This is a genomic window from Jannaschia maritima (assembly GCF_030973515.1).
Classification (GTDB): Bacteria; Pseudomonadota; Alphaproteobacteria; order Rhodobacterales; family Rhodobacteraceae; genus Jannaschia; species Jannaschia maritima.
The window spans coordinates 32820-58249 of record NZ_JARGZA010000021.1 but is presented as its reverse complement, the minus strand read 5'-3'; the positions used below and the strand labels follow the sequence as shown (position 1 = coordinate 58249).

Sequence of the window (25430 nt, the reverse complement as noted above, 5' to 3'; positions counted from 1 at the left end):
GGCATCGGCGCCCCGATCCAGTCGCCGGCTGATCCGCCCCCCCACCCCGCCCAGCACCGGCAGATAGACCAGGGCCACGACGAGGGACGCCGACAGCACGAAGATCAGCGTGACCGGCAGCATGCCCATGAACTCGCCCGGGATGCCGGGCCAGAACAGCATGGGCAAGAAGGCGCACAGCGTCGTCGCCGTGGAGGACACGACCGGCCAGAACATCCGTTTCGCGGCGTCCGTATAGGCCTGCATCGGACCCGCGCCCGCGTCGATCCGCTTGTCGGCGTACTCGGTCACCACGATGGCCCCGTCCACGAGCATGCCCACCGCCAGGATCAGTCCGAACATCACGATGTTCGAGATCGTCAGCCCCGCCGCCCCCATGATCGCGAAGCACAGGAGGAAGCTCGTGGGGATCGCGAAGCCCACCAGCAGGGCCGACCGGGTGCCGAGCGCGGCCAGCACCACGACCATGACGAGCGCGATGGCCGTCAGGACCGATCCCTCCAACTGCTTGACCATTGAATCGACCGTCCGCGACTGGTCCAACGTCACCTCGACATCGACCGCCTGACGCAACTCGGGCGACCATTCCGCGACGATGGCGTCGACCTCCGCCCGCACGTCCGCAGCGGTGTCGATGATGTTGAAGCCCTTCCGCTTCACGACCTGCAAGGCGACCGTGTTCTCGCCGTTGTAGCGCGCCGTTCCTTCACGGTCCTCGAAGGTCAGGTTGATCTGCGCCAGGTCGCCCAGCGTGACGACGCGGTCGCCATCGGTCTTCACCGGCAGGTCATAGACGTCGCGCGGCCGCTCGAAGCTGCCGGGGATCTTCACTGGAAAGGCACCCGACTCCGTTTCGACCGACCCGGTGGCGACCAGGAGGTTGTTGTTGTTGACCGTGTTGATCAACTCGCCCGCCGTGACGTTGTAGGCTTCCAGCGCCAGGGGGTCGATCAGCACTTCGAGCATCTCGTCGCGGTGACCGGCCAGTCCCGCTTCCAGGATTGCGGACATCGCCTCCAGCCGGTCCTGCATGTCGTTGGCCAGGCGCAGCAACGTGCGTTCGGGCGCGTCGCCCGACAATGACACGATGAGGATCGGGAACTCCGAGAAGTTGATCTCCTGGATGATGTACTGGTCCGCACCGTCGGGGAAGTCGGCCTCCGCGCGGTTCATGGCGTCGCGGGCATCGGCGATCGTCTCGCCCTTGTCCCAGCCGAACTCGAACTCCATGAACAGCAGCGCCACGCCTTCCGCGGCGGTGGCCGTGATCTCGACCAGTCCGTCCAGTTCGGACAGCTCCGTCTCCATCGGCTTGACGAGCAGCTTCTCGGAGTCGGAGGCACTGATGCCGGGGAAGGGGACCGTGACCGCCAGGACGGGGACGTCGATGTCCGGCTCGCCCTCCTTCGGCAGCGTCGTATAGGCCAGCGATCCCGCCACGATGGACAGCAGAACGAAGGCGACGACCATCCGGGCCCGGCCCGCGGCCCAGTCGATGATGCCGGTCATCGGGTCGCCTCCGCCGTCTCGTCGTCCGGCACCGCACGCACCGGCACGCCGTCCGTCACGTATTCCTGGCCCACGGTAATGACCGCCGCCGCATCGGGCAGACCGGCCAGCAGGACCCCGTTGGCGGTGTCGCGGATCAACTGGACGGGCGCGAAGGTCGCCAGCCCGTCCTCCACGACGCGCAGGCCGAGGACGCCCTCGTCGTTCAGCGTCAGCGCGGAGGCGGGCAGCATGTGGGCTTGGATGGGATCCGTGCGGATGACCATCTCGACCGTCTGGCCGTCGCGCAGGGTCAGGTCGGGGTTGGGGACCGTCGCCTCGACGCGAAAGGTCCGCGTGGTCTCGTCGGCCGACCGGGACAGGAACGTGACCTGGCCCGCGACCCGCTGGCCGGACGCCAAGTGCGCGCCGACCTCCGAGCCGACCGCGACGCGGCTGACCTGTGCTTCCGACAGGAAACCCACGAGCTTCAGGGGATCCAGCTGCACCACCGTCGCGCAGGGCGAGCCGGGTTGGAGCAACGCGCCCAACTCGGCCGTGTCCGTTTCCAACAGGCCGTCGAACGGGGCTTCGATGGTCAGCTTGGCGATCTCCAGGCGGGCGTTCTCGACGGAGGCCTCGGCGGACTGGATCCCGGCCAAAGCCGATTCGATACCGGACTGCACGGTCGACAGACCCGTCTCCGCGGCCGTGACCGACGCCTCGGCGGCACGCAGGGCGGCATCGGCGCCCGCGACCCGGGTCTGTGCGGCGAAGCCTTCCTCCGACAGCCGGGTGGCGGCGTTCTGATTGATGCGCGCCTCCTCCAGGCGGGCCTGCGCCTCCGAGATGCGCGCCTGCGCCTCCGGGCCCCGGGCTTCCGCTTCCGGCACGCGCGAACGGGCTTCGGCCAGCCGTGCCTCCGCCTCCGATAGCTGAGCGAGCCGGGATCCGGCGTCCAGTTCGCACAGCAACTGCCCGGCCTCGACGAACGCACCCTTGCGGATGGGCTCGGACACGATGGTCCCCGACGTTTCCGCAGCGACCGTGACCTCGCGCGCGGCTTCGGTCTGGCCGCGGACGAGGACCGCGTCGTCGACCTGCCGGGCCACGGAGTTCCGCACGAGGACGTTCACGGGATCGGGCGCTGCCTCGCCGCTGACTGCGATCGATACGGGGCCCGAAGGAACGGCGGCATCCGAATCGCCCGTCCTTTCGGGGGCGGCGTCCGCTTCTCCGGTCACGCTGCCCACGAAGCCCAGGAGGCGTTCGCGTTGCAGCACGACGAAGAAGAGCGCGACGCAGACGATCATCGCGGTCAGGACGGGCAGGACGCGCATCGGCACCTCGGAATTCTACGTGATGGCAGCACGGTCCGGCGCTACCGCCGGCGATCACTGAACCGATTGGTTCAGTTCTATGACGATAGGTGAGGTTCCTCAACCCTGAGGCGCAAATAAACCTGGAACGGCGGATCATGCGCTTGCGGCTTGGCCCGCGTGCCGCCGCACGCTAGACGGGCCACGGGACAAGGGAGCGATGGATGGCGAACCCCGACAGTTTCATCGACGAGGTCACGGAGGAGGTCCGCCGCGACCGCTTGTATGGTCTCGTTCGCCGCTGGGGCTGGGTCGCGGTCCTTGCGGTCCTGTTGATCGTGGGCGGCGCGGCCTGGACCGAATGGCGCGCCGCGCAGGCCCGCGATGCGGCGGCCCGGTTCGGCGACGCGATCCTCGCGGCGTCTCAGTTGCAGGACCCGGGCGCGCGTGCCGAAGCCGTGGCCGACGTCGTTCCGGTGACCGACGGGCAGGCCGCCATCGCCGCGCTCCTCACCGCCGCCACCCGCCTGGAGGCCGAGCAGTCGCCGGAAGCCGCGGCCAGCCTTCTGTCCCTGGCCGACGCGGCGGAGGTGCCTCTGCGGTATCGTCACCTGGCGCTGTTGAAGCTGTCGCTGAATGGCGGAACCGGGGACGCCGTCCGGGACGCCTCCATCCTGGAAGAGCTGGCCGCCCCGGGCGCACCCTTCCGCCCCCTCGCGCTGGAGCAGCAGGCCTTGGCCGCCCTGCAGGCGGGGGACGAGGCCACGGCCGTCACGCTGCTGCGCCTGCTGACCCAGGAGGCGGGCGTGTCGGACGCCCTGCGCCGTCGCGCCCTGCAGGTCATCGTCGCCCTCGGTGCCTCGGCAGAGCCCGTCTGATATGATCCCGACCCGTCCACCCATCGCGAAGTCGGGTCTGCCGATGCTGCTCGCGGCCATTCTCCTGGCCGCGTGCTCCAACCAGGACCCCGTGCTGCCGGGGGAACGACAGGACGTCCGCGCCGACGGCGGGCCGGGCGTGCTGGCGGTCGTCGCGACGGACGTTCGGGGTCCGACGCCCATCGCCCTGCCGGCGGCGCGGCGCCTGGCCGACTGGCCCCTGCGGGTCGGCAACGTTCGCAACGACCCGGGGCACGCCACCCTGCGTCCGACGCCGCAGCGGGTCTGGTCGACGTCGATCGGGCAGGGCGATACCCGACGGCAGCGCATCACCGCCGATCCGGTCAGTGACGGGGCCCGGATCTTCACGATGGACGCGCGCTCCCGCGTCACCGCGACGACGCTGGACGGCGCGATTGTCTGGTCCGTCAGCCTGGTACCGAACTGGGACCGCGACATCGATGCGGCCGGTGGTGGTCTGGCCGTCGCGGGCGGCACGCTCTACGCCACGACGGGCTATGGACAGCTGCACGCGCTTGACGCGTCGAGCGGAGGGTCGCGCTGGGTCCAGCGCCTGGATGCGCCCTTGACGGCACCGAAGCCATCGGGCGGCTTGGTCTATCTCGTTTCCCGCGACGGGCGGGGCTGGGCGGTCGCGGCCGATACGGGACGCATCCGGTGGGAGGTGCCCGCGGCGGAGGCGTCGATCGTCATCGCGACGGCCCCCGCACCGGCGCTGACCGATCGGTTGGCCGTGTTCCCGTTCGGATCGGGCGAAGTGGTCGCGACACAGCGGGATTCCGGGGTCCGGGTCTGGGGAACCAGCATATTGGACAGCCGCCGGGGCGTCGCATATGCCGACGTGGGCGACATCACGGGCGATCCGGTCGTGTCCGGGGGCCGCATTTACGTCGGGACGACGTCGGGGCGGATCGTAGCGCTCGACGCCGAAAGCGGCGACCGGCTGTGGACCGCGCGGGACGGCGCCGTCTCGCCCCTCGTGGCGGCGGGCGGGTCCGTGTTCGCGGTGACCGACCGGGCGCAGTTGATACGTCTGGACGCCGCGACGGGCGAGACGGTGTGGCGCGCCGATCTGCCGTTCTACCGCAACACCCGCCGACTGGCGCGTCGACAGGGCGTCTTCGTCCACCACGGGCCCGTCCTGGCGGGCGGGCGCCTGTGGGTCGCGTCCTCCGACGGGGCGCTGCGGGGGTTCGACCCGACTTCCGGCGCGTTGGCCGCGAGCGCCTCGCTTCCGGACGGGGCGGCGACCCGCCCGATCGCGTTCCGCGATGCGCTGTTCGTCGTTGGCAGCGATGGGACGCTTCACGCCTATCGTTGAATGGGTTAGGGCACGGCCCGATCGTACCGACCCGGAACCAGCCGCCATGTTCACGCTCGCCATCGTGGGACGTCCCAACGTGGGCAAGTCGACGCTGTTCAACAGGCTGGTCGGGAAGCGGTTGGCGCTGGTGGACGACCAGCCCGGCGTGACCCGCGACCTGCGCGAGGGGGATGCCCGGCTCGGCGACCTCCGCTTCACGGTGGTCGACACCGCGGGGCTGGAGGACGCGACCGATGACAGCCTGCCCGCACGGATGCGCCGCCTGACCGAACGCGCCATCGCGCAGGCCGACGGGGCGTTGTTCCTGATCGACGCCCGCGCGGGCGTCACGCCGGTGGACCGCGACGTGGCCGACCTGCTGCGCCGGGGCGGCAAGCCCGTCCTGCTGGGCGCCAACAAGGCCGAAGGGCAGGCGGGGGAGGCGGGCTTGCTGGAGGCCTTCGAACTGGGCCTCGGCGAACCCCTGCGCCTGTCCGCCGAGCACGGCGAGGGAATGGCCGAACTGGCCGTGGCGCTGCACGACCACGTCGATGCCCACGCCCCCGAGGAGGCCGAGACGGAGGTCATCGTAGCGGAAGGCGATGCGGTCGAGGACTGGCGCCCCACGGCGAAGCGCCCCCTGCGGATCGCGGTGGTGGGGCGTCCCAACGCCGGCAAGTCCACGTTGATCAACGCGATCCTGGGCGAGGATCGTCTGCTGACCGGGCCGGAGGCCGGGATCACGCGCGATGCGATCGCGCTGACGCTGGACTGGAACGGCACGCCCACGCGCATCTTCGACACGGCGGGCATGCGCAAGAAGGCGAAGGTGCAGGGGAAGCTGGAGAAGCTGAGCGTGTCGGACGGCCTGCGGGCGGTGAAGTTCGCGGAGGTGGTCGTCGTCCTGCTCGACGCCGCCATTCCGTTCGAGCAGCAGGACCTGCGCATCGCGGACCTCGCCGCGCGGGAAGGTCGGGCCGTGGTGGTCGGGGTCAACAAGTGGGACCTGGAATCCGACCGGCAGGCCAAGCTGGCCGAACTGAAGGAGGCGTTCGAGCGTCTGCTCCCCCAACTGCGCGGCGCGCCCCTCGTCACCGTTTCCGCCACGACGGGTCGCGGTCTGGATCGCCTGCACGCCGCGATCGGGAAGGCGCACGAGGTCTGGAACCGGCGCGTCCCCACGGCCGCCTTGAACCGGTGGCTGGCCGGCATGGTGGAGGCCCATCCGCCCCCCGCGCCCCAGGGTCGCCGGATCAAGCTGCGCTACATGACGCAGGCGAAGACGCGGCCCCCCGGCTTCGTGGCGATGTGCAGCCATCCGGACGCCGTGCCCGACGCCTATCGCCGTTATATGGTCAACGGGCTGCGCGTCGACTTCGACATGCCCGGCACCCCCATTCGGCTGCACCTGCGCGGGCAGGGTCAGGACAATCCGTTCAAGGGCCGCAAGAAGGCGCAGCCATCGAAGCTGCGGAAGCATCTGTAACCGGATCCTTAACTCGATCCGGCAATGCTGCGCTGCGGCGAAATCGTCTCGACGGGCAGCGTCTTCGGGGCGTCTTCGGGACCAGTATGACCGGGAGCGCGATCGAGGCGCAAGCCGGGGCGTTCGGTCAACGGGAACAGGGCCCCGTGATGGTTCGCATGCCCCGAACGGGGGTCGTGGCACGGCGCGCCGCACGAGGCGGTCTGTGTCTGCCGCGCGTCTGCTCCCCGTCTGCGCAGCGTCGGACAGATCCCCGGATTCCGGTCCGGCGGTCTGCCCAGCGTCATGCCATGACGGAATGGGAAACGCCGCCGAATGCCGCCTCCATGCGGTGCGGGGGAAGGTAATGTGAGCCGGCTTCGACAGAACGCACTCCCGGGGCCGACGGGACCGCACCGGGAAGGGGGGCCCGATCGTCGGACCGGGAGGAAACGGGGCGTGCCGACGGTTCGGCAGGCCCCGGTTCGTTCAGGCGTTCGCTTCGCGGATCTTGTCGGCGGCGTCCTTGTCGTAGGCGACGCCGTTCTGCTCCAGCATCTGGTCCAGCTCGCCCGACAGCGTCATCTCCGTGATGATGTCGCAGCCGCCCACGAACTCGCCCTTCACGTAGAGTTGCGGGATCGTCGGCCAGTCGCTGTAATCCTTGATGCCCTGCCGGATGTCCGCATTCTCCAGGACGTTCACGTCGGCATAGTCCACGCCCATGTAGTTCAGGACCCCGGCCACCTTCGCGGAGAAGCCGCATTGCGGCATCGTCTTGTTGCCCTTCATGAACAGCACGACGTCCGTGCCCTTCACCATCTGGTCGATCTTCGCCTTCGCGTCGTCGGTCGTCGTGTCCATCGTCGTCTCCTATCGTCGGTTGCGGTTGCGGGGCACGAAGGCCCGCGCATAGGCCTGCGGATCGCGGGGCACGCGCGTCACCTGCTGCGCGCCGCCCCCCAGGCCGGAGAAGTATTCGCTCTCGATCTCGACGTGCCCGTCGCCGGGCTCGACGCCGCGGGGGCGGGCGCCGCCTTCCCGGCGCAGCACCCAGACGGCACGGACCACCAGGATCGCGACGATGGCACACGCGAATACCGTGGCCCAGCCCGTCATTCGGGCGCCCGCGTCGTCAGGGCCAGGGCGTGCAGTTCGCCGGACGGGCCATCCATCTTGCCCTGGAGCGCCGCGTAGACGGCGCGTTGCTGGGCCACGCGGGACTTGCCCCGGAAGCTTTCGTCCACGACCTCGGCGGCATAGTGGTTCCCGTCCCCCGCCAGGTCCGTGATCGTCACGGTGGCGTCGGGAAAGGCGTCGCGGATCAACGCCTCGATCTCGTGGGACTGCATCGCCATCGGCCGCTCCTGTCGCTCGGGGATCAGTTAGGCGTCCGCCGCCCCCGCGGCAACCTCACTCCGCGGCGGTCTTCTCCGCGGCGCGGGCGACGTCCAGCTCGGCGGCCTTCGCCTCCACCTGTTCGACGATGTGGTCGATCATGCGCTCGTTGGACATCTTGTGGGACTGCCGCCCTGCCAGATACACCATGCCGCTGCCCGCCCCGCCGCCGGTGAAGCCGACATCGGTCATCAACGCCTCGCCCGGACCGTTGACCACGCAACCGATGATCGACAGCGACATCGGCGTCTTGACGTGCTCCAACCGCTTCTCCAGCGCCTCCACCGTCTTGATGACGTCGAAGCCCTGCCGCGCGCAGGACGGGCACGAGATGATGTTTACGCCGCGGTGCCGCAGGTTCAGCGACTTCAGGATCTCGTACCCGACCTTCACCTCCTCGACGGGGTCGGCGGACAGGCTGACCCGGATCGTGTCGCCGATGCCCATCCACAGAAGGTTGCCCAGCCCGATGGCCGACTTGATCGTGCCCGAGGTCAGGCCGCCGGCTTCCGTGATGCCCAGGTGGATCGGCGCATCCGTCGCCTCCGCCAGGCCCTGATAGGCGGCCGCCGCCAGGAAGACGTCGGACGCCTTGCAGGATATCTTGAACTCGTGGAAGTCGTTGTCCTGAAGGATGCGGATGTGGTCCAGGCCGGATTCGATCATCGCCTCGGGGCAGGGCTCGCCGTACTTTTCCAGCAGATGCCGTTCGAGGGAGCCCGCGTTCACCCCGATGCGGATCGAACAGCCGTGGTCGCGTGCGGCGCGGATGACCTCGCGGACCCGGTCCGGGCTGCCGATGTTGCCGGGGTTGATCCGCAGGCAGGCGGCGCCGGCCTCCGCCGCTTCTATGCCGCGCCGGTAGTGGAAGTGGATGTCGGCCACCAACGGCACGGGGCTTTCGCGGACGATGTCCTTCATCGCCTTCGCCGATGCCTCGTCGGGTACGCTGACGCGGACGATGTCGGCGCCCGCCTCCGTGCAGCGGCGGATCTGGTCCACCGTGGCCGAGACGTCGGTCGTGGGCGTGTTCGTCATCGTCTGGACGGTGATGGGGGCATCGCCGCCCACGGGCACGTCCCCCACCATGATCTTGCGGCTGGGACGGCGGTCGATCTGGCGCCAGGGGCGGATCGCATTCAAGGACATCGGCGGCTCCCTTCGCGGGTCAGCTATGCCCCGCGGCGGGAGGGTGCAACACCCCCGCCCTCAGGGCGTGACGGGCGCGGGCAACGGGGCCGTCGCGGCCAGGTCCAGTTCGGCGACGACCCGGGCGAGGTCGCGATCGGCGTCCGGGTCGGCGGCCGCATAGGTCTGGCCCACCGCTTCGGGGGCCAAGGCCACGTCCGACACGACCTGCGCCCCGGGCGCCACCGGGCCATAGGTCTGCCCCGCCACCGCGAAGTAGAGCGCGCCGGAATTGCCGGTCCGCAGGGTCGCCGTCGCCGCCGCCTCGGCCGGAACCGCCCACGTGTCGCCGGCGGCCATGGTGCGTTCGTACAGCGTCGCGCCGTCCGCGGACCGGACGCGCACCCAGGCATCGCGCACGGCGACGAGCGTGACGGTCTGCGGCCCGTCGGCCAGCACGCGGGGCGGAACGGCGTCGCCGTCCGCCGCCGCGACCTGCTGCACGTCGCCGATGGCTTCCAGGAGTGCCGCATCGATCGACGCGCCGATGCCCGCCACGGGGTCGGTTCCCCCGTTCCGGAGGCCGCCCCGATCGGGGCCCGCCGCCTGCGCGAGGGCGCCGACGGTGCCCGGACGGATGGTTCCGATGGGCGCATCGCGCGCCGTCAGGACGGGCGCGTCCAGCGCGCGGGGCCGGTACAACTGGTTCAGGGCATCGTCTGCGGCCGTCATGGCCGCCACCTCCGGCCCGCCGACGGGCAGGGGGGCCTGCTCCAACGGGTCGAGTTCGGCCACGAGGCTCGGCGCCTCCTCGATGGGGGCGACCTGGACGCGCTGGATCTCCTGCACCAGCATCCAACCGCCGTATCCGATGCCGCCGACGAGGGCCGCCAGGAAGGCGAGGCTGCCGAGCGCGCCGGGCTCGAACCCCGAGAAGGTGGGCTTCACGTTGCGGGCGAAGGGGTTCGCCGCGCCGCCCAGCGGGTCCATCGCGGGCGGGGCCTTCGGCGGCAGCGCCATGCCGGGCGTCTTGCCGCCGAGGTCGATGCCGATGGGGTTGCGGCGGCCGGCTTCGGATTCCAGGGGCTTGAGCGCCTTGATCCCTTCGAAGCCGGATTCCTCGCAAAAGCGGGCGAACACGATCTCCGGGTCCATGCCGAGGTAGCGGGCATAGGACCGCACGTATCCGGCCACGAAGGACAGGCTGTCGAAGACGGTCAGGTCCGCGTTCTCGATCGCCGCGATGTAGCTCGCCTTGATCCGCAACTCGCGCTGCACGTCCATCAGGCTCTTGCCGATGGTCGCACGCTCGCCACGCATCTCGTCGCCCAAGCGCATCTCGAAGCTGTCGAACCCGCGATCGGGTTGCTCGACCATGCTGATCTGCTTCGCTTTCCGTCCGAACATGGCAACTGCCCCGCGATGTCCTGGACCCGCCTCTGCCGGGCGTGGTTCCTGTCCCGTGGTGGGTTCCGGCTTGCCGCCGGCTGCCACCTGCCTAGGCCGTAGTCTAGCAGGGGCCGACCGACAATGCACGGCACAATTTGGGGTTTGCCTGCCCGATCGTTAAGCGGACAGCTGCTGCCGGCTCAACGCGCAGTGCGACCAGAGATCGTCCATCCCGCGGACGAGCCCGTCCATCATCTCGGGCGTGTGGACCGGCGACGGCGTGAACCGCAACCGTTCGGTCCCGCGCGGCACGGTTGGGAAGTTGATCGGCTGGGCATAGACGCCGTGATCCTCCAGCAGCCGGTCCGAGATCATCTTGCACTTGACCGGGTCGCCGACATGGACGGGGACGATGTGGCTGCCATGGTCGATGATGGGCAGGCCCAACCCCTTCAACCGCACCTTCAGCGTACGCGCCCGCGTCTGGTGCAAGTCGCGCAGTCCCCGGTCGCGCTTGAGATGCGCGACGCTGGCCGCGGCGCCGGCCGCCACCGCGGGCGGCAGCGACGTGGTGAAGATGAAGCCGGGCGCATAGGAGCGGATCGCGTCGCACAGCCTGGCGCTGGCCGCGACGTATCCGCCCATCACGCCATACGCCTTGGCCAGCGTCCCGTTGATCATGTCGATGCGGTGCATCAGGCGGTCGCGCTCGGCCACGCCGCCGCCGCGCGGGCCGTACATGCCGACGGCGTGGACCTCGTCGATGTAGGTCAGGGCGCCGAACTCGTCCGCGAGTTCGCAGATCGCCTCGATCGGGCCGAAGTCGCCGTCCATCGAATACACGGATTCGAAGGCGATCACCTTCGGCGCGGCCGGGTCGTCCGCGGCCAGCAGCTGCCGCAGATGCGCGACGTCGTTGTGGCGAAAGACGCGCTTGGCCCCGCCGTTGCGACGCACGCCTTCGATCATGGAGGCGTGGTTCAGCGCGTCGGAGTAGATGACGAGGCCGGGGAACAGCTTGGGCAGGGTGGACAGCGTCGCGTCGTTCGCGATGTAGGCGGAGGTGAACAGCAGCGCCGCCTCCTTGCCGTGCAGGTCGGCCAGCTCGGCCTCCAGGCGCTTGTGGTGGACGGTCGTGCCGCTGATGTTGCGGGTCCCGCCCGATCCGGCCCCCGCCTCGTCCAGCGCGGCATGCATCGCGTCCAGCACGACGGGATGCTGCCCCATCCCGAGATAGTCGTTGCCGCACCAGACGGTGATCTCGCGCGTGGTGCCGTCGGGGCGGGTCCAGGTCGCGTTGGGGAACGCGCCGCGGTGACGTTCGATGTCGATGAAGGTGCGGTAACGGCCTTCTCGGTGCAACGCGGTCAGGGCGGCATCGATCGCGCCGTCGTAGTTCGTCATCCCGGGTCCTTCCGTCTTTCCGTTCCGCGCAGTTAGGGTGCGCGGGCCATCGCGAACAGGTCACAAGTTGTCGCGCGAACCCCTAGGGAGCGACGACGACCTGGCAGTCCCCCTGGCCGCAATTCGCGCGGGCCGTCGCGGCATCGGGGCCCAGCGCCCAGGCGCCGGTGGACGCCGAGGCGGCCAGGACGCCCCCGTTCCGGCGCAGCGCGCGTCCGTTGACCGCGCGGCTGGCGTCCTGGTTGAGCGTGAGCGCCTGACCGGGCCGGAAGCCCCGCGGCAGGACGTCGGCCACGATCACGCAGGCCGCCCCGCCCCGGCGCTTCGCCTCGCATCCCTGCAATGCCGCCGCGCGGGCGCGGGCGGGGGAATGGTAGTTGAACGCGCCGGTCGTCGTTTCCGCCTGCAGGCCCGCGCCGGGCGCGGCCGCCATCGCGCCGTAGTACTTCAGGTCCGCCACGCGCGGCATCGCCTGGAGCGTGGCGATGTCGCCCTGCGTCAGGAAGCCGTGCCGCTGGATCGAGACCACGGTCCGGTCGCCGAACAGCTGCCCCCGGGCCGCGTTCTGGTCCGCCACGCGCTGGGCGGTGGCGGGCAGGGCCAGGAGGATCGGCAGGGCGAGGGCGGCGAGGGCGGCGATGCGCATGGCGGGACTCCGTGTCTTGGTGCGGCACGGTCCTAGGGCACCGCGCCGCGATGGGCAAACGCGGCCTTCCGCGGGGGTCGGGCGCATCGCGGTGCCGTGCCGCCCTTGCCCACGGCCCCGGCGGCGGGCACACCGGAGCGGTCCCATGCGAAAGGCCCGATCCCGATGACCGACACCGCCCCCCTGGATGCCATCCTGGCCCGCATCGACGACGGCGCGGACCGTTCGACCGAGCGATTGCTGGACCTGTTGCGGATCCCGTCGATCAGCACCGATCCGGCCCATGCGGACGACTGCCAGGATGCCGCCGACTGGCTGGTGGCGGAGCTTGGTCGCATCGGCTTCGACGCGTCCAAGCGGCGGACGCCCGGCCATCCGATGGTGATCGCCCATGCCGGCGAGGGGGATCGGCACGTCCTGTTCTATGGCCATTACGACGTGCAGCCCGTCGATCCCCTGTCCCTGTGGGACCGCGACCCGTTCGACCCGGCGGTGGAGGAGACGGCGGGCGGTCCGGTGATCCGCGGGCGCGGGGCATCGGACGACAAGGGCCAGTTGATGACGTTCGTGGAAGCGTGCCGCGCCTGGATGGACGTCCACGGGCGCCTGCCCTGCCGGGTGACCATCCTGTTCGAGGGGGAGGAGGAATCGGGCTCCCCCTCGCTCGTGCCGTTCCTGCAGGAGAACGCCGGGAAGCTGACGGCGGACGTCGCGCTGATCTGCGACACGGGGCTGTTCGACGACCGCGTGCCGGCCATCGTGACCACCCTGCGCGGCCTGTTGGGCGAGGAGGTGACGGTCCACGGTCCCGACCGCGACCTGCATTCGGGACTGTATGGCGGCATGGCCCGCAACCCGCTGCGCGTCCTGGCGCGCGTCCTGGCCGGGCTGCACGACGATGCGGGCCGGGTGCAGGTGCCCGGCTTCTACGACGGCGTGGCGGAGGTGGAGCCCGAGATCCTGGAGGGCTGGCGCGCCCTGGGCTTCTCGGAGGACGGGTTCCTGGGCTCCGTCGGCCTGTCCACGCCCGCGGGCGAGGAGGGGCGCATGGGGCTGGAACAGCTGTGGTCCCGCCCCACCGCCGAGATCAACGGCGTGATCGGCGGCTATACCGGACCGGGGTTCAAGACCGTGCTGCCCGCTCGGGCGAGCGCCAAGGTCAGCTTCCGACTGGTCGGCGGACAGGACCCCCATGCCCTGCGCGACGCGTTCCGCGCCTGGGTCCGCGCGCAGATGCCGCCCGATTGCCGGGTGGAGTTCGCGGGCCATGGCGCATCGCCCGCCTCGCGCATGGATCCCACCCATCCGGTCTTCGCCGCGACGCGTGCGGCGCTGTCGGAGGAATGGGACATGGACGCGGCCTTCGTCGGCGGGGGCGGGTCCATCCCCATCGCGGGCCACTTTCAGACCCACCTGGGAATGCAATCCGTTCTGGCCGGGTTCGCAAAGGACGACGACCAGATCCATTCCCCCAACGAGAAGTACGACCTGCGGAGCTTCCACAAGGGGATCCGGTCCTGGGCGCGGGTGCTGGCGAAGCTGGGGTGACGGGGATGCGGTCCCTGCGGATGCATCAGGTCGACGCGTTCGCCGACCGCCCCTTCGCCGGCAACCCGGCCGCCGTGGTGATCCTGGACGACTGGCTGGCCGAGCCCACGATGGGGGCCATCGCCGCGGAGAACAACCTGCCCGAGACCGCCTTCGCCCGGCGGCGCCCCGACGGGGACTGGGACCTGCGCTGGTTCACCCCCACGCAGGAGGTGGACTTCTGCGGCCATGCGACCCTGGCCACGGCACATGTCCTGATGGCGGAGGACGGGCACGACGGCCCCGTGTCCTTCCACGCCCGCGTGGGAACGTTGCGGGTGGCGCGCGACGGCGGGGGGTACGCGATGGACGTGCCGTCCCTGCCGCCCGACGCGCTGGACGATCCGCCCCCCGAACTGGACGGCGCCTTCGACCGGCCCCCGCACGCGCTGTTCCGCAACTTCGAGAACCTGTTCGCCGACCTGGGATCGGAGGGAGCTGTCCGGGCCTTCGTGCCGGACCTGCCCCGCCTGACGCGCCTGGGGCGGATGGGCCTGTGCGTCACGGGACGGGGGGACGCGGCGTCGGGCGCCGATTTCGTGTCCCGCTACTTCGCGCCGGGCGGGGGCATTCCGGAGGATCCGGTGACCGGCTCCACCCATGCCACGCTGGTGCCGTACTGGTCCGAACGGTTGGGGCGCACGTCGCTGCGCGCCCATCAGGCGTCCGCCCGCGGGGGCTGGCTGGACTGCGACCTGTCGGGGAGCCGCGTGACGTTGCGCGGGCGGGCCGTCACGTTCCTGGCCGGGCATGTCCGCCTGCCGCCCGACATGGGCTGACGGCCGAGGGTGGGACGCCCCGACCCGATGGGACGGATCGGCGACGGCAGCGTGACCCGATGGCCCGCGCCGGAAACGAAGCGGGCGCCCGAAGACGCCCGTTCCGCGATCCGCGCCGCCCCGTCAGTTCAGGGCTTCGTCCGTGATGTCGGACGTCCAGGCGCCTTCGGGCTGCTGCGTGATGACCGGGTCCGACCCGCCCGCCAGCAGGGTGTCGACCGTGCGCTGGAAGTCCGCTTCCTCCAGCGCGCCGTTCGAGCCTTCCGTGAGCTTCGCGATCTCGCCCATCATGCGCTTCTGATGGGCTTCGGACTGGGCGCCCGTCTCGTCGTATTCGAGCACGATCTCGGCGGCCTCCTCCGGGTTGGCTTCCGCCCATTTCCAGCCTTCCATGCTGGCACGCACGAAGCGGACCATCTTGTCGCGGAAGGCGGGGTCCTCCAGGTTCTCCTCCAGCACGTAGAGGCCGTCCTCCAGGGTGGCGACGCCCATGTCCTCGTACTTGAAGGTAACCAGTTCGTCCTCCGTGACGCCGGCATCCAGGACCTGACCGTACTCGTTGTAGGTCATGGTGCTGATGCAATCGGCCTGCCGCTGCAGAAGCGGATCGACGTTGAACGCCTGCTTCAGCACGGTCACGCCCTCGTCGCCCCCGTCGGTGGGGATGCCTTCCTGCGACATCCAGGACAGGAAGGGATACTCGTTCCCGAAGAACCAGACGCCGATGGTCTTGCCGCGGAAGTCCTCCGGGCTTTCGATGCCGGTGTCCTTCCAGCAGGTCAGCATCAGCCCGGACGACTTGAACGGCTGGGCGATGTTGACGACCGGCACGCCGCGTTCGCGCGCGGCCAGGGCGGAGGGCATCCAGTTGACCATGACGTCGGCCCCGCCGCCCGCCAGCACCTGCGGCGGCGCGATGTCGGGGCCGCCGGGCAGGATGGTGACGTCCAGGCCCTCGTCCTCGTAGTATCCGTTCTCCAGCGCGGCGTAGTAGCCCGCGAACTGGGCTTGCGTGACCCAGGTCAACTGCAGCGTCACCTCGTTGTCGTCCTGTGCCAGGGCGGGGGTGGCCAGGGCCAGCGTGCAGGCTGCCGTCAGCGTCTTGGCGAATGTCATCTCGTCTCTCCCAGTCGGTCTGCGGCGCGGTCTGCGCCGCGCCCTGCGGCTATGAAGGCACGGACGGGTGCCCGAGGGAAGACCCGACCGAAGCGCGGATGACGGCGGATCGGGCATCTGCCCGGAAACGAGGCACTATCGTTGCGACGGATGCCAGAAGGTCATGCGCCGCTCGACCCAGGCGATCAGGCCGTACCAGGCGGAGCCCGCGACGGCCGCGACCACGATCTCGGCCCACACCATCGGCAGGTTCAAACGCCCGACTTCCGTCGAGATGCGGAACCCCATTCCGACAGTGGGTGAGCCGAAGAACTCCGCCACGATGGCGCCGATCAACGCCAGGGTGGATGCGATCTTCAAGCCGTTGAACACGAACGGCATGGCGGCGGGCAGGTTCAGGTGCCGGACCGTCTGGCTCGGCGTCGCGGCATAGGTCCGCATCAGGTCGCGCTGCATCGCGTCCGTCGCGGCTAGGCCGGCAACGGTGTTCACGAGCATGGGGAAGAACACCATCACCACTACGACCGCGGCCTTCGATTCCCAGCCGAAGCCGAACCACATCACCAGGATCGGAGCCGTTCCGACGATGGGAAGGGCGGCCATGAAGTTGCCGACGGGCAGCAAGCCGCGACGCAGGAAGTCCGACCGGGCCACCAGCAGGGCCGTGCCGACGCCCGCGGCGCAACCCATGATCCAGCCCCCCAGCGCGCCCTTCAGGACAGTCTGGACGAAGTCGGCCCACAGGATGTCGGTGTTGGCCGCGAAGGCCCGTGCTATCTGCGTCGGCGCGGGCAGGATGACGGTGGGGACCCCGAGCAGCCGCACGGTCATCTCCCACAGGACCAGGAGCGTCAGGCCGAACAGGATCGGGGCCACCACGCCGCCCGCCCGGGTCCGCGCGACGCGCACGTTCAGCCACCAGAGCAGGCCCCAGGTCCCCCCGATGAGCAGCCCGCTCAACGCGCCAGCCCCATGCGCCGCAGCGTGATCCGCTCGATCAAGGCGATGGTCGCCACCAGCATCGCCGCGACGATGGCCGCGCCGAACAGGGCCGACCAGATCTGGATCGTCTGCCCGTAATAGCTGCCGGCCAGCAGGCGCGCCCCCAGGCCGCGGACGGCGCCGGTCGGAAGCTCGCCGATGATGGCGCCCACCAGGGCGGCGGCGATGGCGATCTTCAGCGATGCGAAGAGGTAGGGCAGCGAGGTAGGCAGGCGCAGCGACAGGAAGGTCCGCAGGCGGGACGCGTTCCAGGTCCGCATCAGGTCGAGATCCGCAGACCCGGGCGCGCGTAAGCCTTTCACCATGCCTACGGTGACTGGGAAGAAGGATAGATAGGCGCTGATGATCGACTTGGGCAGCAATCCCTGGATGCCCACGGAGTTCAGCACGACGATGATCATCGGCGCGATGGCCAGGATCGGGATGGTCTGGGACGCGATGGCCCAAGGCATCACGGACAGGTCCATGACCCGGCTGTGCACGATCCCCACCGCCAGCGCGATGCCCAGGAGCGACCCGATGGCGAAGCCCAGAAGCGTGGGGGCCAGCGTGATGCCCGCGTGGAACACGAGGCTGCGGCGGGACGTGACCCGCTTGTCCACGACGCTGTCCCACAGCTCCGCGGCCACCTGATGCGGCGCGGGAAGGCGGGGACGTTCCTGCGCGAAGGCGTGTTCGACCGCCACGCCCGGATTGGCGAAGGCCAGGGCCAGCCCGCTCCGGTCGCGGCGTTCCGCCGCCGTCGCCGGCGTGACGGAGACGCCCGCGCGTTCGGCCAGCAGGGTGGATTGCTGCGCGTTCATCGGCAGGCACGCGGCGTACCACAGGGCCACGAGCGCGGCGACCACGGCGAGGATCGGCAGCGCGGTCCGCATCGTTCCCCGGAACGCCAACGCGACCTTGCCCGACCGGCCGATGCCCGCGCCGGAGGCGGAAAGGGGGGCGTCGGTCATGGCGCACGCTCCAACAGGATGTCGGGCAGCGATTCCTCGTTGTCGCCGTCCGTGCGGTCGACCTCCCGGAAATCCAATGCCGCATAGAACGCGCGGGCCGGTTCGTTGGCCTGGAACGTCCAGGCGCGTTGGGGACCATCGCGCACGGCGTCCAGCAGCGCGCGGCCCAGGCCCCGGCCGCGCGCCTCGGGCGCGAGGTAGAGCGCCGTGACCAACGGTCCGTCCGCCGCCACGAAGCCGCCGTCGGCGACGCGGGTCGTTCGGTGGGGCAGGACGTGATCGCGGTAGTATGCGATCACCGCGTCGGGCGAGTGGATGCGCGGCATCCACGGGGTCGCGTCGATCCAGTCGTTCAGGATGGCCGCGCAGCGGGGCGCGTCGTCGGGGGTGCCGGGCCGCATCGTCACGCCCGCCGCCTGCGCCAGATGCGCCACACGGACAGGCCCGCCACGAACAGCGCGACCGCATCGACCCAGCGCCCTTCGACGCCGGGGACGCCGGCCAGGAGGACCCAGGCCGCCACGCCAAGGCCGATCAGGTCGCCGAGGTCGCCGTCCCTCATGCGCGGAGCCGGCGCCAGGCCTGCCAGGCGTGATACAGGTTGGGCACGACGAACGCGCCGATCAGGCCGAGCACGATCCAGTCGTTCGTCCCCCGCAAAGGCGGGCGGATCAGGACCGCCGCCAGCGCCGCGCACAGGGCCAGGGCGGCCACGGACATGGCCAGGTCCCGCCATGCGGACCTGCGATCCTCGGGCCGACGGTCGCCGCGCGTCATGCCGCCTCCACCCCGTCGCGCAGGCCTTCGCGGACACGGTGGGCGACCGCCAGGAACTCGGGCGTGTCGCGGATGTCGAGGGGGCGGTCGCGCGGCAGGGGGCTGTCGATGACGTCGGTGATGCGGCCCGGGCGCGGGGACATCACGACGATCTTCGTGGACAGGTACACGGCCTCGGGGATCGAATGGGTGACGAACAGGATCGTCTTCGCGGTCCGGTCCCAGAGGCGCAAGAGCTCCTCGTTCAGGCGGTCGCGCACGATCTCGTCCAGGGCGCCGAAGGGTTCGTCCATGAGCAGCAGGTCCGCGTCGAAGGCCAAGGCGCGCGCGATGGACGCGCGCTGCTGCATGCCGCCCGACAATTGCCAGGGATGCTTGCCCGCGAAGCCCGACAGCTCGACCAGGTCCAGCGCCTTGGCGGCGCGTTCGCGACGCTCCGCCCGCGGGAAGCCCATGATCTCGAGCGGCAAGGTGATGTTCCGCTCGATCGTGCGCCAGGGATAGAGCCCCGCGGCCTGGAAGACGTAGCCGTAGGCGCGGGCGCGGCGAGCCTCGTCCGGGGTCATGCCGTTCACGGTCAGGGTGCCGCCGGTGGGCGTTTCGAGGGCGGCGACGCAGCGCAGGAAGGTGGTCTTGCCGCAGCCCGACGGGCCGATGAAGCTGACGAACTCGCCCGGCGCCACGGACAGGCCGACGTCGCGCAGGGCGTGGACGGGGCCGTCCGCGGTGCGGAAGGTCAGGTCCAGGCCGGTTGCCTCAACGACGGTGTCCATGCGGGTCCTTCCAGTCCAGCAGCGCCGCCGCCACAATGGCGATTAGGGCGCCGCCCGCAACCTGCAACGCGAAGCGCGGCGCCTGCCAGCCGTCGCGCCACGCCAGTGCCGTTTCCGTCAGCAGGGCGGCGGGGACGAGGAACGCGGCGAGGGCGATCAGCGAAGCGACGGCGCGGCCCCGGTGGCGGGTGGCGGCGAAGGCGCGCCGCGCGATCCAGCCGCCGGCGAGGCCGAACAGGATGGCGAAGGGGGTCGCGAGGGTGAGGAGCCAGGGGAGGGAGGCCGCGACCTTCCACAGGGCCTGTCCGATCGTGGCGGCCTCCGGCCAGGTGAGGATGGCGTAGGTCAGGATCGCGTTGTCGTAGGTCAGCGCCGCGAGGGCGATCGCGGTCCAGAACGGGGAAGCGAAGAGGGCGTCGGCGGTCATGACATGCGTCGCATCCTAACGGTTCCGGCCCCCGAAAACGGCGTGCACCCCCCGTACACCCCCCGTACACCCCCCGTGCATACGAAACGTCGGACCGCGGGCAGAGGCAACACCGCGAGGGAAACGCCGCCGGGCGGGTTGCGCCGCGTCGTGTTCGGTGACGGGCGTCATCCCGGGATCGCCGCCTCCGCCCTGTCGAGCGCGTCGCGGGCCGCCGCGAGGGCGGTGTCCGAAACGGGCCGCAGCGGCGCGGGCAGCGCGGCGGGGGGCAGGCCGTGGCGGTCGGACAGGGCATAGGCCAGGCGGATCGACGTGCCGCCCGCGAGGATGTCGCGCAGCGGGGCGTAGGCCCGCGCCGCACCCTCGGCTGTAGCGGGATCGTCGCGCAGCCGCCAGAGCGCGACGGCCAGATCCGGCGCGAAGCCCGCGAGGACGGAATGGAACGCGTCGGCCCCCGACAGCGCGGCGGGGATCAGCGCGGCGTCGCCCGAATAGCCGATCGAGAAGCCTTCGGGCACGGCGGCCCGCAGGCAGGCGACCTGTCCTGCGTGGTCGCCGTCCGGCGGGGGCGGGTTCTTGACCGCCGCGACGTTGGGGATCGTGGCGAGGCGGGCCTTCAGGGCGTCCGAGATGGCGAAGCCCGTGGTGCGGGGGTTGTCGTAGACGACGACCGGCAGGGCCGTGGCGGCGGCGACGTCGGCGAAGAGGCCGAACACCTCGTCTTCGGTCAGTGGCAGGTAGGACAGCGGCGCCAGCAACAGAGCGGACGCGCCCGCCCGGGCCGCGCCCTCGGCGGCGGCGATCGCGTCCCGCGTGGTCATCGCGCCGATGCCCGCCGTGACGGGGGTGGAGCCGGCGGCATCCACGGCGGCGCGGACGGCACGGATTCGTTCGGGGATCGGGAGATAGGGGTAGAGGCCGGTGGAGCCCACCACGCCGACCGCGTCGATGCCGGGTCGGATCAGATGGGCCACGCGGGCCGACAGGGCGTCGGCGTCGACCGCGCCGTCGCGGAGGGGGGTGATGGGGAAGGCGGACAGGCCGGTGATGTGCATGGGGGTGGTGTAGCCGCGGTTGCGGCTGGGTGGAACACGTCGCCGGCCTGCGCAAAGGCCCATCTGCCGGGGCGCGCGGTTCGGCGCCCCGTCATGCGGTTCCGCCGAAGGGTCCTGCGCGGGGCGGCATCGCGATGCCCGCCATCCGCGGTGCGCGTCGGCCGGCGGGCACGGCGATGCCGGCCCCATGCTCGCTTGGCTTCTCGCTGTTGCGCCCCCGGAGCGGATGAGTTGGTTGAACCCGGACGCGTCAGATCGCGTTGTGATCCCGGAACCCCACATGGAGGACGACGGAAATGGGGAGGCTCATCAAGTACTTCGCGATCTGGAAGCTGTTCAAGCGTTTGCGCCGGCGATCGTAGCGCCGCGCTCGGTTCGCGGCGGGCTTTGGCGCCACGGCGCCACCGTTGCCGGCAGCGTCCGCGCAGGTGCGGAAAGGTGCGTCGTGTTCCGGCCACGATCCGGGGCCGTGCCGGGCCGTGCGCATCGCGGCGGACGGGTTCGGGTCGGGCGCGGTGTTCGGGGGTGCCGCCGTGCGGATCGGACGGTTCGACGTCGGATAGCATCGCGTCGGGATGGCCGAGATCCGGTGCCGTAAGGTGGGTGAAACCCACCGACGCCTAAGTTTTCGGGGTATCCAGAATATGTGGTCAAAACCGCGGACCGAGGTCAATCGCGACCGCAACCCTCTGTGGTGGGAACGCAGCAGTGAATGCGCCGCTAGGCTATAGACGTGGAACTGTTTCACGCCCGCCGACGACCCAGCTGGGACATGCCTGACTTTTCAGCATCGTAGCGAAATTCTTCGTTGTGCGCCGCCCCGGCTAATACACTCTTTCATGTAAATGCTTCCATGCGCCGTAGCTCGTTTCGACCATTCGAGACCGGCTATAACGCTTGCTTGCATTTGGCGGACGGATGTCGTGGCCCTCCCCAGTATGCGACGGCGGACGCAGCGTTTCCATCCTGCCGAAATCGCCGGCAACCTGCCCCCGGGACGGGCCGGCAGGTGCGCATTACCTACGCCCGATATCTGCTACCGCGCATCCGCCTTGCCTCCGGACCGCCTCGATGATTCCCGATGGGGGTGACCGATCATCCGGACCCCTCCCGCGACCTCAAAGTCGTGGTGGTCGAGCCCGACCGGGACCGCGCCCTGATGATCGTGGACGCGTTGCGCACGGCGGGTTCATACGATGTGATGGTCGTGGACCAGGCATCGGGTCTCGCACGGCGCGTGGCCGAGGCAGCGCCGGATCTCGTCCTAGTCGATCTCAGAAGCCCATCGCGCGATATGATCGAGGACCTGGCGCTAGCCTCTGCGCCCCTCCAGCGGCCAGTTGCTCTGTTCGTGGACGAGAGCGAGGACGGGCTCGCGGAAACCGCGATTGAAGCGGGCCTTTCAGCTTACGTCGTGGCGGGCTTGACGGCAGAGCGCATCAAGCCGGTCTTAGACGCGGCCACTGCGCGCTTCGGGATGATCCAGCGGATGCGCGCAGAACTCGAGGCCACGCGCCGAGCGTTGGAGGAGCGCAAGGTCATCGACCGCGCGAAGGGGTTGCTGATGAAGGCGCGGGGCGTGTCCGAGGACGAGGCATACGCCCTGTTGCGCCGCGCGGCCATGAGCCAGAACAAGCGGATTCCCGACGTCGCCCAGGCCTTGGTCACCGCCGCGGACCTGTTGGGATGAATGTGCCCCTTCGAATCGCACATCTGCGCCTGGTCGACGCGGCGCCGCTGATCGTCGCGCGCGACTTGGGTTTCGCGGAGGCCGAGGGGCTGGCCCTGGATCTGGTCGCCGAGCCGAGCTGGTCTGCCCTGCGTGACACGCTGACATCCGGACGCGTTGCGGCCGCGCAGATGCTGTCGGTCATGCCGGTGGCCATGGCGCTTGGCCTGGGCGGCGTGCCGGGGGAAGTGGAGGCGCTGCAGGTTCTTTCGGTGAACGGCGACGTCATCGGCCTCTCGCAGGCGTTGTCGGACCGCTTGGGCGCGTTGCCCTTCGGCGACGCCCACGCGGCCGGTGCGGCGTTGCTGTCGGCCGCGGAACGCGCGCCCGTGCGGATCGGCGTGCCCTTCCCCTTCTCGATGCATGCGGAACTTCTGCATTATTGGTTGGACCAATGCGGTCCGCCGAACCGACCGAATGCGATCCAGGTTCGCACCGTACCCCCACCCCTGATGACCGACGCGCTGGCGGCGGGGGAGATCGACGCCTTCTGCGTCGGAGAACCCTGGGGGTCCTGGACCGTCGATCGCGGTGCGGGCGTTCTGGTGCTGCCCGGCAGCGCCATCTGGGCCCAAGCGCCCGAGAAGGTCTTGGCAGCCCGTGTAGGTTGGGCGGAAGCGGAACCGGATTTGGCCCGCGCCTTGCTGCGGGCCTTGCACCGGGCCGCGCGATGGCTGGACGTTCCGGCCAACATGGGCTTGGCGGCCGACATGCTTGCCCGCCCGGGCGCACTCGACCTCCCCTCGGAACTGATCGAGCGTGCCCTGAGTGGGCGCCTATCGACGGGGACCGGTCATGCAGTCGTGCCGGGGTTGCTACGGTTCCACGCCGGCGCCGCGGCCTTTCCTTGGCGCAGCCAGGGGGCATGGATCGCGGACCGGCTGGCGCGGCGGCACGATCTGGACCGCGGATGGGCGCAGGCGGCGGGACGGCGGGCGTTCCGCTCCGACCTCTACCGGCGGTTCCTGCAGGACGTGGTCTCGGACCTGCCGGGCGCATCCAGCAAGATCGAAGGTGCGCTTTCCGGTCCGACGCCGGTCGCCTCGCATCGCGGTACGCTCACCCTTGGGCCGGATTCGTTCTTCGACGGCCAAGTCTTCGAACCTTTACCGAGCGACTGACGCAATTTTATGCAATCGCGGCGCCGTGCGATGCCGCGATGCAGAAAACGGACTGGATTCGGGGGCCGGCGCTTGCGGATCGGAACGGGCCCATGGCACCAAACGGGCAACGCCGGGTTGGCAACGACGCCCATCCGGTCCTCGGGCCCCATGATGCGGGCCGCCCCCGAGCATGGCCGCTCGACCCTTCGCGCACCGTCACCGGTGCGGAAGTCGTCGTGCGGCCTTTTCCAATTCCATGGTCCCGCAGGGACCACGACCCCGAGGAACGCCATGATCCGTCACGTCGCCGCCGGACTGCTGTCCGCCACCGCCCTTGCCTGCCCCGCCTTCGCGCAGATGCTCGACCTGGAGGTCGACGAGCTGAAGTTCGGCTTCATCAAACTGACCGACATGGCCCCGCTCGCGGTCGCCTACGAGCAGGGCTACTTTCTGGACGAAGGGCTGTTCGTCACCCTGGAGGCACAGGCGAACTGGAAGGTCCTGCTCGACGGCGTCATCTCGGGCGAGCTGCAAGGCGCGCACATGCTCGCGGGCCAGCCCCTCGCCGCGACCATCGGCTACGGGACGGAAGCCCACATCGTCACGCCCTTCTCGATGGACCTCAACGGCAACGGGATCACCGTCTCCAACGAGGTCTGGGACATGATGAAGCCCTCGATTCCCGTCATGGACGACGGGCGCGTGCAGCACCCGATCGGGGCCGAGTACCTCGCCCCGGTCGTCGAGGCTTTCAACGCGCGGGGCGAGCCCTTCAAGATGGGCATGGTCTTCCCCGTCTCCACCCATAACTACGAGTTGCGCTACTGGCTGGCGGCGGGCGGGTTGAACCCCGGCTACTACGGCGACGGGGACGCCACCGGCCAGGTCGCGGCGGACGTCCTTCTGTCCGTGACGCCGCCGCCGCAGATGCCCGCGACGTTGGAAGCGGGCACGATCCACGGCTACTGCGTGGGCGAACCCTGGAACCAGCAGGCCGTGTTCAAGGGGATCGGCGTCCCGGTCATCACCGATTACGAGATCTGGAAGAACAACCCGGAGAAGGTGTTCGGCATGACGGCCGCCTTCGTGGAGGAGAACCCGAACACCGCGCTTGCGGTGACCAAGGCGCTGATCCGCGCGGCGATCTGGCTTGACAAGAACGACAACGCCAACCGTATGGAAGCCGTCGAGATGCTGGCCCGGCCCGAATATGTCGGCGCCGATGCGGAGGTGATCGCGAACTCGATGACCGGCACCTTCGAATACGAGAAGGGCGATGTGCGCGATGTGCCCGACTTCAATGTCTTCTTCCGCTACAACGCGACCTATCCTTTCTATTCGGACGCGGTCTGGTACCTGACCCAGATGCGCCGCTGGGGTCAGATCGCCGAGCCTAAATCCGACGATTGGTACTTCGAGACGGCGGAGAAGGTGTACCGGCCGGATGTCTACCTGGAAGCAGCGCGGATGCTGGTGGACGAAGGCTTGGCCGACGAAGCCGACTTCCCCTGGAATAGTGACGGCTACAAGGCGCCCACCCCCGCCGAGGACATCATCGACGGCATCGCCTATGACGGCCGCGCGCCCAACGCCTACCTCGACAGCCTGCCCATCGGGCTGAAGGGCGATCAGGTCGTCGTGGGTGACGAGGTCCAGGGCTGACCGGCGCGGGACGGCGGGGCGGCTACGC

At 70.1% G+C, this 25430-nt stretch carries 26 protein-coding genes; 8 read left to right on the top strand and 18 right to left on the bottom strand.

The genetic code is table 11. The features are described from left to right. Positions 1–1509, bottom strand: a 1509-nt coding sequence (locus P0084_RS16435; protein WP_308917965.1) for an efflux RND transporter permease subunit, incomplete at its 3' end; no start/stop codon positions are given. Continuing rightward, positions 1506–2828, bottom strand: a complete 1323-nt coding sequence (locus P0084_RS16430; RefSeq protein WP_308917964.1) for an efflux RND transporter periplasmic adaptor subunit — start codon at positions 2826–2828, stop codon at positions 1506–1508. The genes P0084_RS16430 and P0084_RS16435, both read right to left, overlap by 4 nt. A gap of 203 nt (positions 2829–3031) precedes the next feature. On the opposite strand from P0084_RS16430, the gene P0084_RS16425 reads away from it, so the two are divergent. From P0084_RS16425 to der, 3 genes are read left to right on the top strand one after another with little or no spacing between them, the layout of a single operon-like run. Next, the gene (locus P0084_RS16425) at positions 3032–3685 is read left to right on the top strand and encodes a tetratricopeptide repeat protein (RefSeq protein WP_308917963.1); all 654 of its coding nucleotides are present in this window, start codon (positions 3032–3034) and stop codon (positions 3683–3685) included. 1 nt (position 3686) lies between these two features. After that, positions 3687–5027, top strand: coding sequence for a PQQ-like beta-propeller repeat protein (locus P0084_RS16420; RefSeq protein ID WP_308917962.1), 1341 nt, complete (start codon positions 3687–3689; stop codon positions 5025–5027). Positions 5028–5073: 46 nt separating this feature from the next. After that, entirely contained in the window at positions 5074–6495 is a 1422-nt protein-coding gene (gene der, locus P0084_RS16415) for a ribosome biogenesis GTPase Der (protein ID WP_308917961.1), read from the top strand. A gap of 468 nt (positions 6496–6963) precedes the next feature. Here der and grxD read toward each other — a convergent pair whose 3' ends face one another. From grxD to P0084_RS16380, 7 genes are all read right to left on the bottom strand, one after another. Next, positions 6964–7338 carry a Grx4 family monothiol glutaredoxin gene (gene grxD / locus P0084_RS16410; RefSeq protein WP_308917960.1) on the bottom strand — a complete coding sequence of 125 codons (375 nt, stop codon included), beginning with the start codon at positions 7336–7338 and terminating at the stop codon, positions 6964–6966. A gap of 9 nt (positions 7339–7347) precedes the next feature. After that, complete coding sequence (locus tag P0084_RS16405) at positions 7348–7593, bottom strand: hypothetical protein (RefSeq protein ID WP_308917959.1); 246 nt, start codon at positions 7591–7593, stop codon at positions 7348–7350. Next, positions 7590–7832 carry a BolA family protein gene (locus P0084_RS16400; protein ID WP_308917958.1) on the bottom strand — a complete coding sequence of 81 codons (243 nt, stop codon included), beginning with the start codon at positions 7830–7832 and terminating at the stop codon, positions 7590–7592. Before P0084_RS16400 ends, P0084_RS16405 begins: the two co-directional genes overlap by 4 nt. A 55-nt stretch (positions 7833–7887) precedes the next feature. After that, on the bottom strand, positions 7888–9021 hold the full coding sequence (ispG, locus tag P0084_RS16395) for a flavodoxin-dependent (E)-4-hydroxy-3-methylbut-2-enyl-diphosphate synthase (RefSeq protein WP_308917957.1): 1134 nt from the start codon (positions 9019–9021) through the stop codon (positions 7888–7890). 60 nt (positions 9022–9081) lie between these two features. Further along, positions 9082–10407 carry a helix-turn-helix domain-containing protein gene (locus P0084_RS16390; RefSeq protein WP_308917956.1) on the bottom strand — a complete coding sequence of 442 codons (1326 nt, stop codon included), beginning with the start codon at positions 10405–10407 and terminating at the stop codon, positions 9082–9084. 159 nt (positions 10408–10566) lie between these two features. Then, complete coding sequence (gene hemA, locus P0084_RS16385; protein ID WP_308917955.1) at positions 10567–11793, bottom strand: 5-aminolevulinate synthase; 1227 nt, start codon at positions 11791–11793, stop codon at positions 10567–10569. An 82-nt stretch (positions 11794–11875) separates the two neighbouring features. After that, positions 11876–12439 (bottom strand): hypothetical protein, encoded by a 564-nt coding sequence (locus P0084_RS16380; RefSeq protein WP_308917954.1) that lies wholly within the window; start codon positions 12437–12439, stop codon positions 11876–11878. Positions 12440–12604: 165 nt separating this feature from the next. On the opposite strand from P0084_RS16380, the gene P0084_RS16375 reads away from it, so the two are divergent. Together P0084_RS16375 and P0084_RS16370 are read left to right on the top strand one after the other, a co-directional pair. After that, positions 12605–13987 (top strand): M20/M25/M40 family metallo-hydrolase, encoded by a 1383-nt coding sequence (locus P0084_RS16375; RefSeq protein ID WP_308917953.1) that lies wholly within the window; start codon positions 12605–12607, stop codon positions 13985–13987. A 20-nt stretch (positions 13988–14007) separates the two neighbouring features. Further along, on the top strand, positions 14008–14805 hold the full coding sequence (locus P0084_RS16370) for a PhzF family phenazine biosynthesis protein (RefSeq protein WP_308917952.1): 798 nt from the start codon (positions 14008–14010) through the stop codon (positions 14803–14805). A gap of 123 nt (positions 14806–14928) precedes the next feature. On the opposite strand, the gene P0084_RS16365 is transcribed toward P0084_RS16370, so the two are convergent. The 9 genes from P0084_RS16365 to P0084_RS16325 form a co-directional block, all read right to left on the bottom strand. Beyond that, positions 14929–15921 (bottom strand): ABC transporter substrate-binding protein, encoded by a 993-nt coding sequence (locus P0084_RS16365; protein WP_308917951.1) that lies wholly within the window; start codon positions 15919–15921, stop codon positions 14929–14931. 135 nt (positions 15922–16056) lie between these two features. Beyond that, positions 16057–16881 (bottom strand): ABC transporter permease, encoded by an 825-nt coding sequence (locus P0084_RS16360; protein ID WP_308917950.1) that lies wholly within the window; start codon positions 16879–16881, stop codon positions 16057–16059. After that, positions 16878–17798 (bottom strand): ABC transporter permease, encoded by a 921-nt coding sequence (locus P0084_RS16355; protein WP_308917969.1) that lies wholly within the window; start codon positions 17796–17798, stop codon positions 16878–16880. Before P0084_RS16355 ends, P0084_RS16360 begins: the two co-directional genes overlap by 4 nt. A gap of 74 nt (positions 17799–17872) precedes the next feature. Further along, a complete protein-coding gene (locus P0084_RS16350) occupies positions 17873–18310 on the bottom strand; it encodes a GNAT family N-acetyltransferase (RefSeq protein ID WP_308917949.1) in 438 nt (145 codons plus the stop codon). Further along, a complete protein-coding gene (locus P0084_RS16345) occupies positions 18280–18438 on the bottom strand; it encodes a hypothetical protein (RefSeq protein WP_308917948.1) in 159 nt (52 codons plus the stop codon). Before P0084_RS16345 ends, P0084_RS16350 begins: the two co-directional genes overlap by 31 nt. Then, positions 18435–18653 (bottom strand): hypothetical protein, encoded by a 219-nt coding sequence (locus tag P0084_RS16340; RefSeq protein WP_308917947.1) that lies wholly within the window; start codon positions 18651–18653, stop codon positions 18435–18437. The genes P0084_RS16345 and P0084_RS16340 overlap by 4 nt, the downstream gene beginning before the upstream one ends. Next, on the bottom strand, positions 18650–19426 hold the full coding sequence (locus P0084_RS16335) for an ABC transporter ATP-binding protein (protein ID WP_308917946.1): 777 nt from the start codon (positions 19424–19426) through the stop codon (positions 18650–18652). Before P0084_RS16335 ends, P0084_RS16340 begins: the two co-directional genes overlap by 4 nt. After that, positions 19410–19853, bottom strand: a complete 444-nt coding sequence (locus P0084_RS16330) for a hypothetical protein (RefSeq protein WP_308917945.1) — start codon at positions 19851–19853, stop codon at positions 19410–19412. Before P0084_RS16330 ends, P0084_RS16335 begins: the two co-directional genes overlap by 17 nt. A gap of 167 nt (positions 19854–20020) precedes the next feature. Further along, complete coding sequence (locus P0084_RS16325; RefSeq protein WP_308917944.1) at positions 20021–20908, bottom strand: dihydrodipicolinate synthase family protein; 888 nt, start codon at positions 20906–20908, stop codon at positions 20021–20023. A 1159-nt stretch (positions 20909–22067) separates the two neighbouring features. Between P0084_RS16325 and P0084_RS16320 the strand changes: the two genes are divergently transcribed. The 3 genes from P0084_RS16320 to P0084_RS16310 all read left to right on the top strand — a co-directional run bounded on the left by P0084_RS16320 (position 22068) and on the right by P0084_RS16310 (position 25402). After that, complete coding sequence (locus tag P0084_RS16320) at positions 22068–22598, top strand: ANTAR domain-containing response regulator (RefSeq protein ID WP_308917968.1); 531 nt, start codon at positions 22068–22070, stop codon at positions 22596–22598. Next, complete coding sequence (locus P0084_RS16315) at positions 22595–23758, top strand: CmpA/NrtA family ABC transporter substrate-binding protein (protein WP_308917943.1); 1164 nt, start codon at positions 22595–22597, stop codon at positions 23756–23758. The genes P0084_RS16320 and P0084_RS16315 overlap by 4 nt, the downstream gene beginning before the upstream one ends. Before the next feature lie 273 nt (positions 23759–24031). Beyond that, complete coding sequence (locus P0084_RS16310) at positions 24032–25402, top strand: CmpA/NrtA family ABC transporter substrate-binding protein (protein WP_308917942.1); 1371 nt, start codon at positions 24032–24034, stop codon at positions 25400–25402. Positions 25403–25430 lie beyond the last annotated feature (28 nt).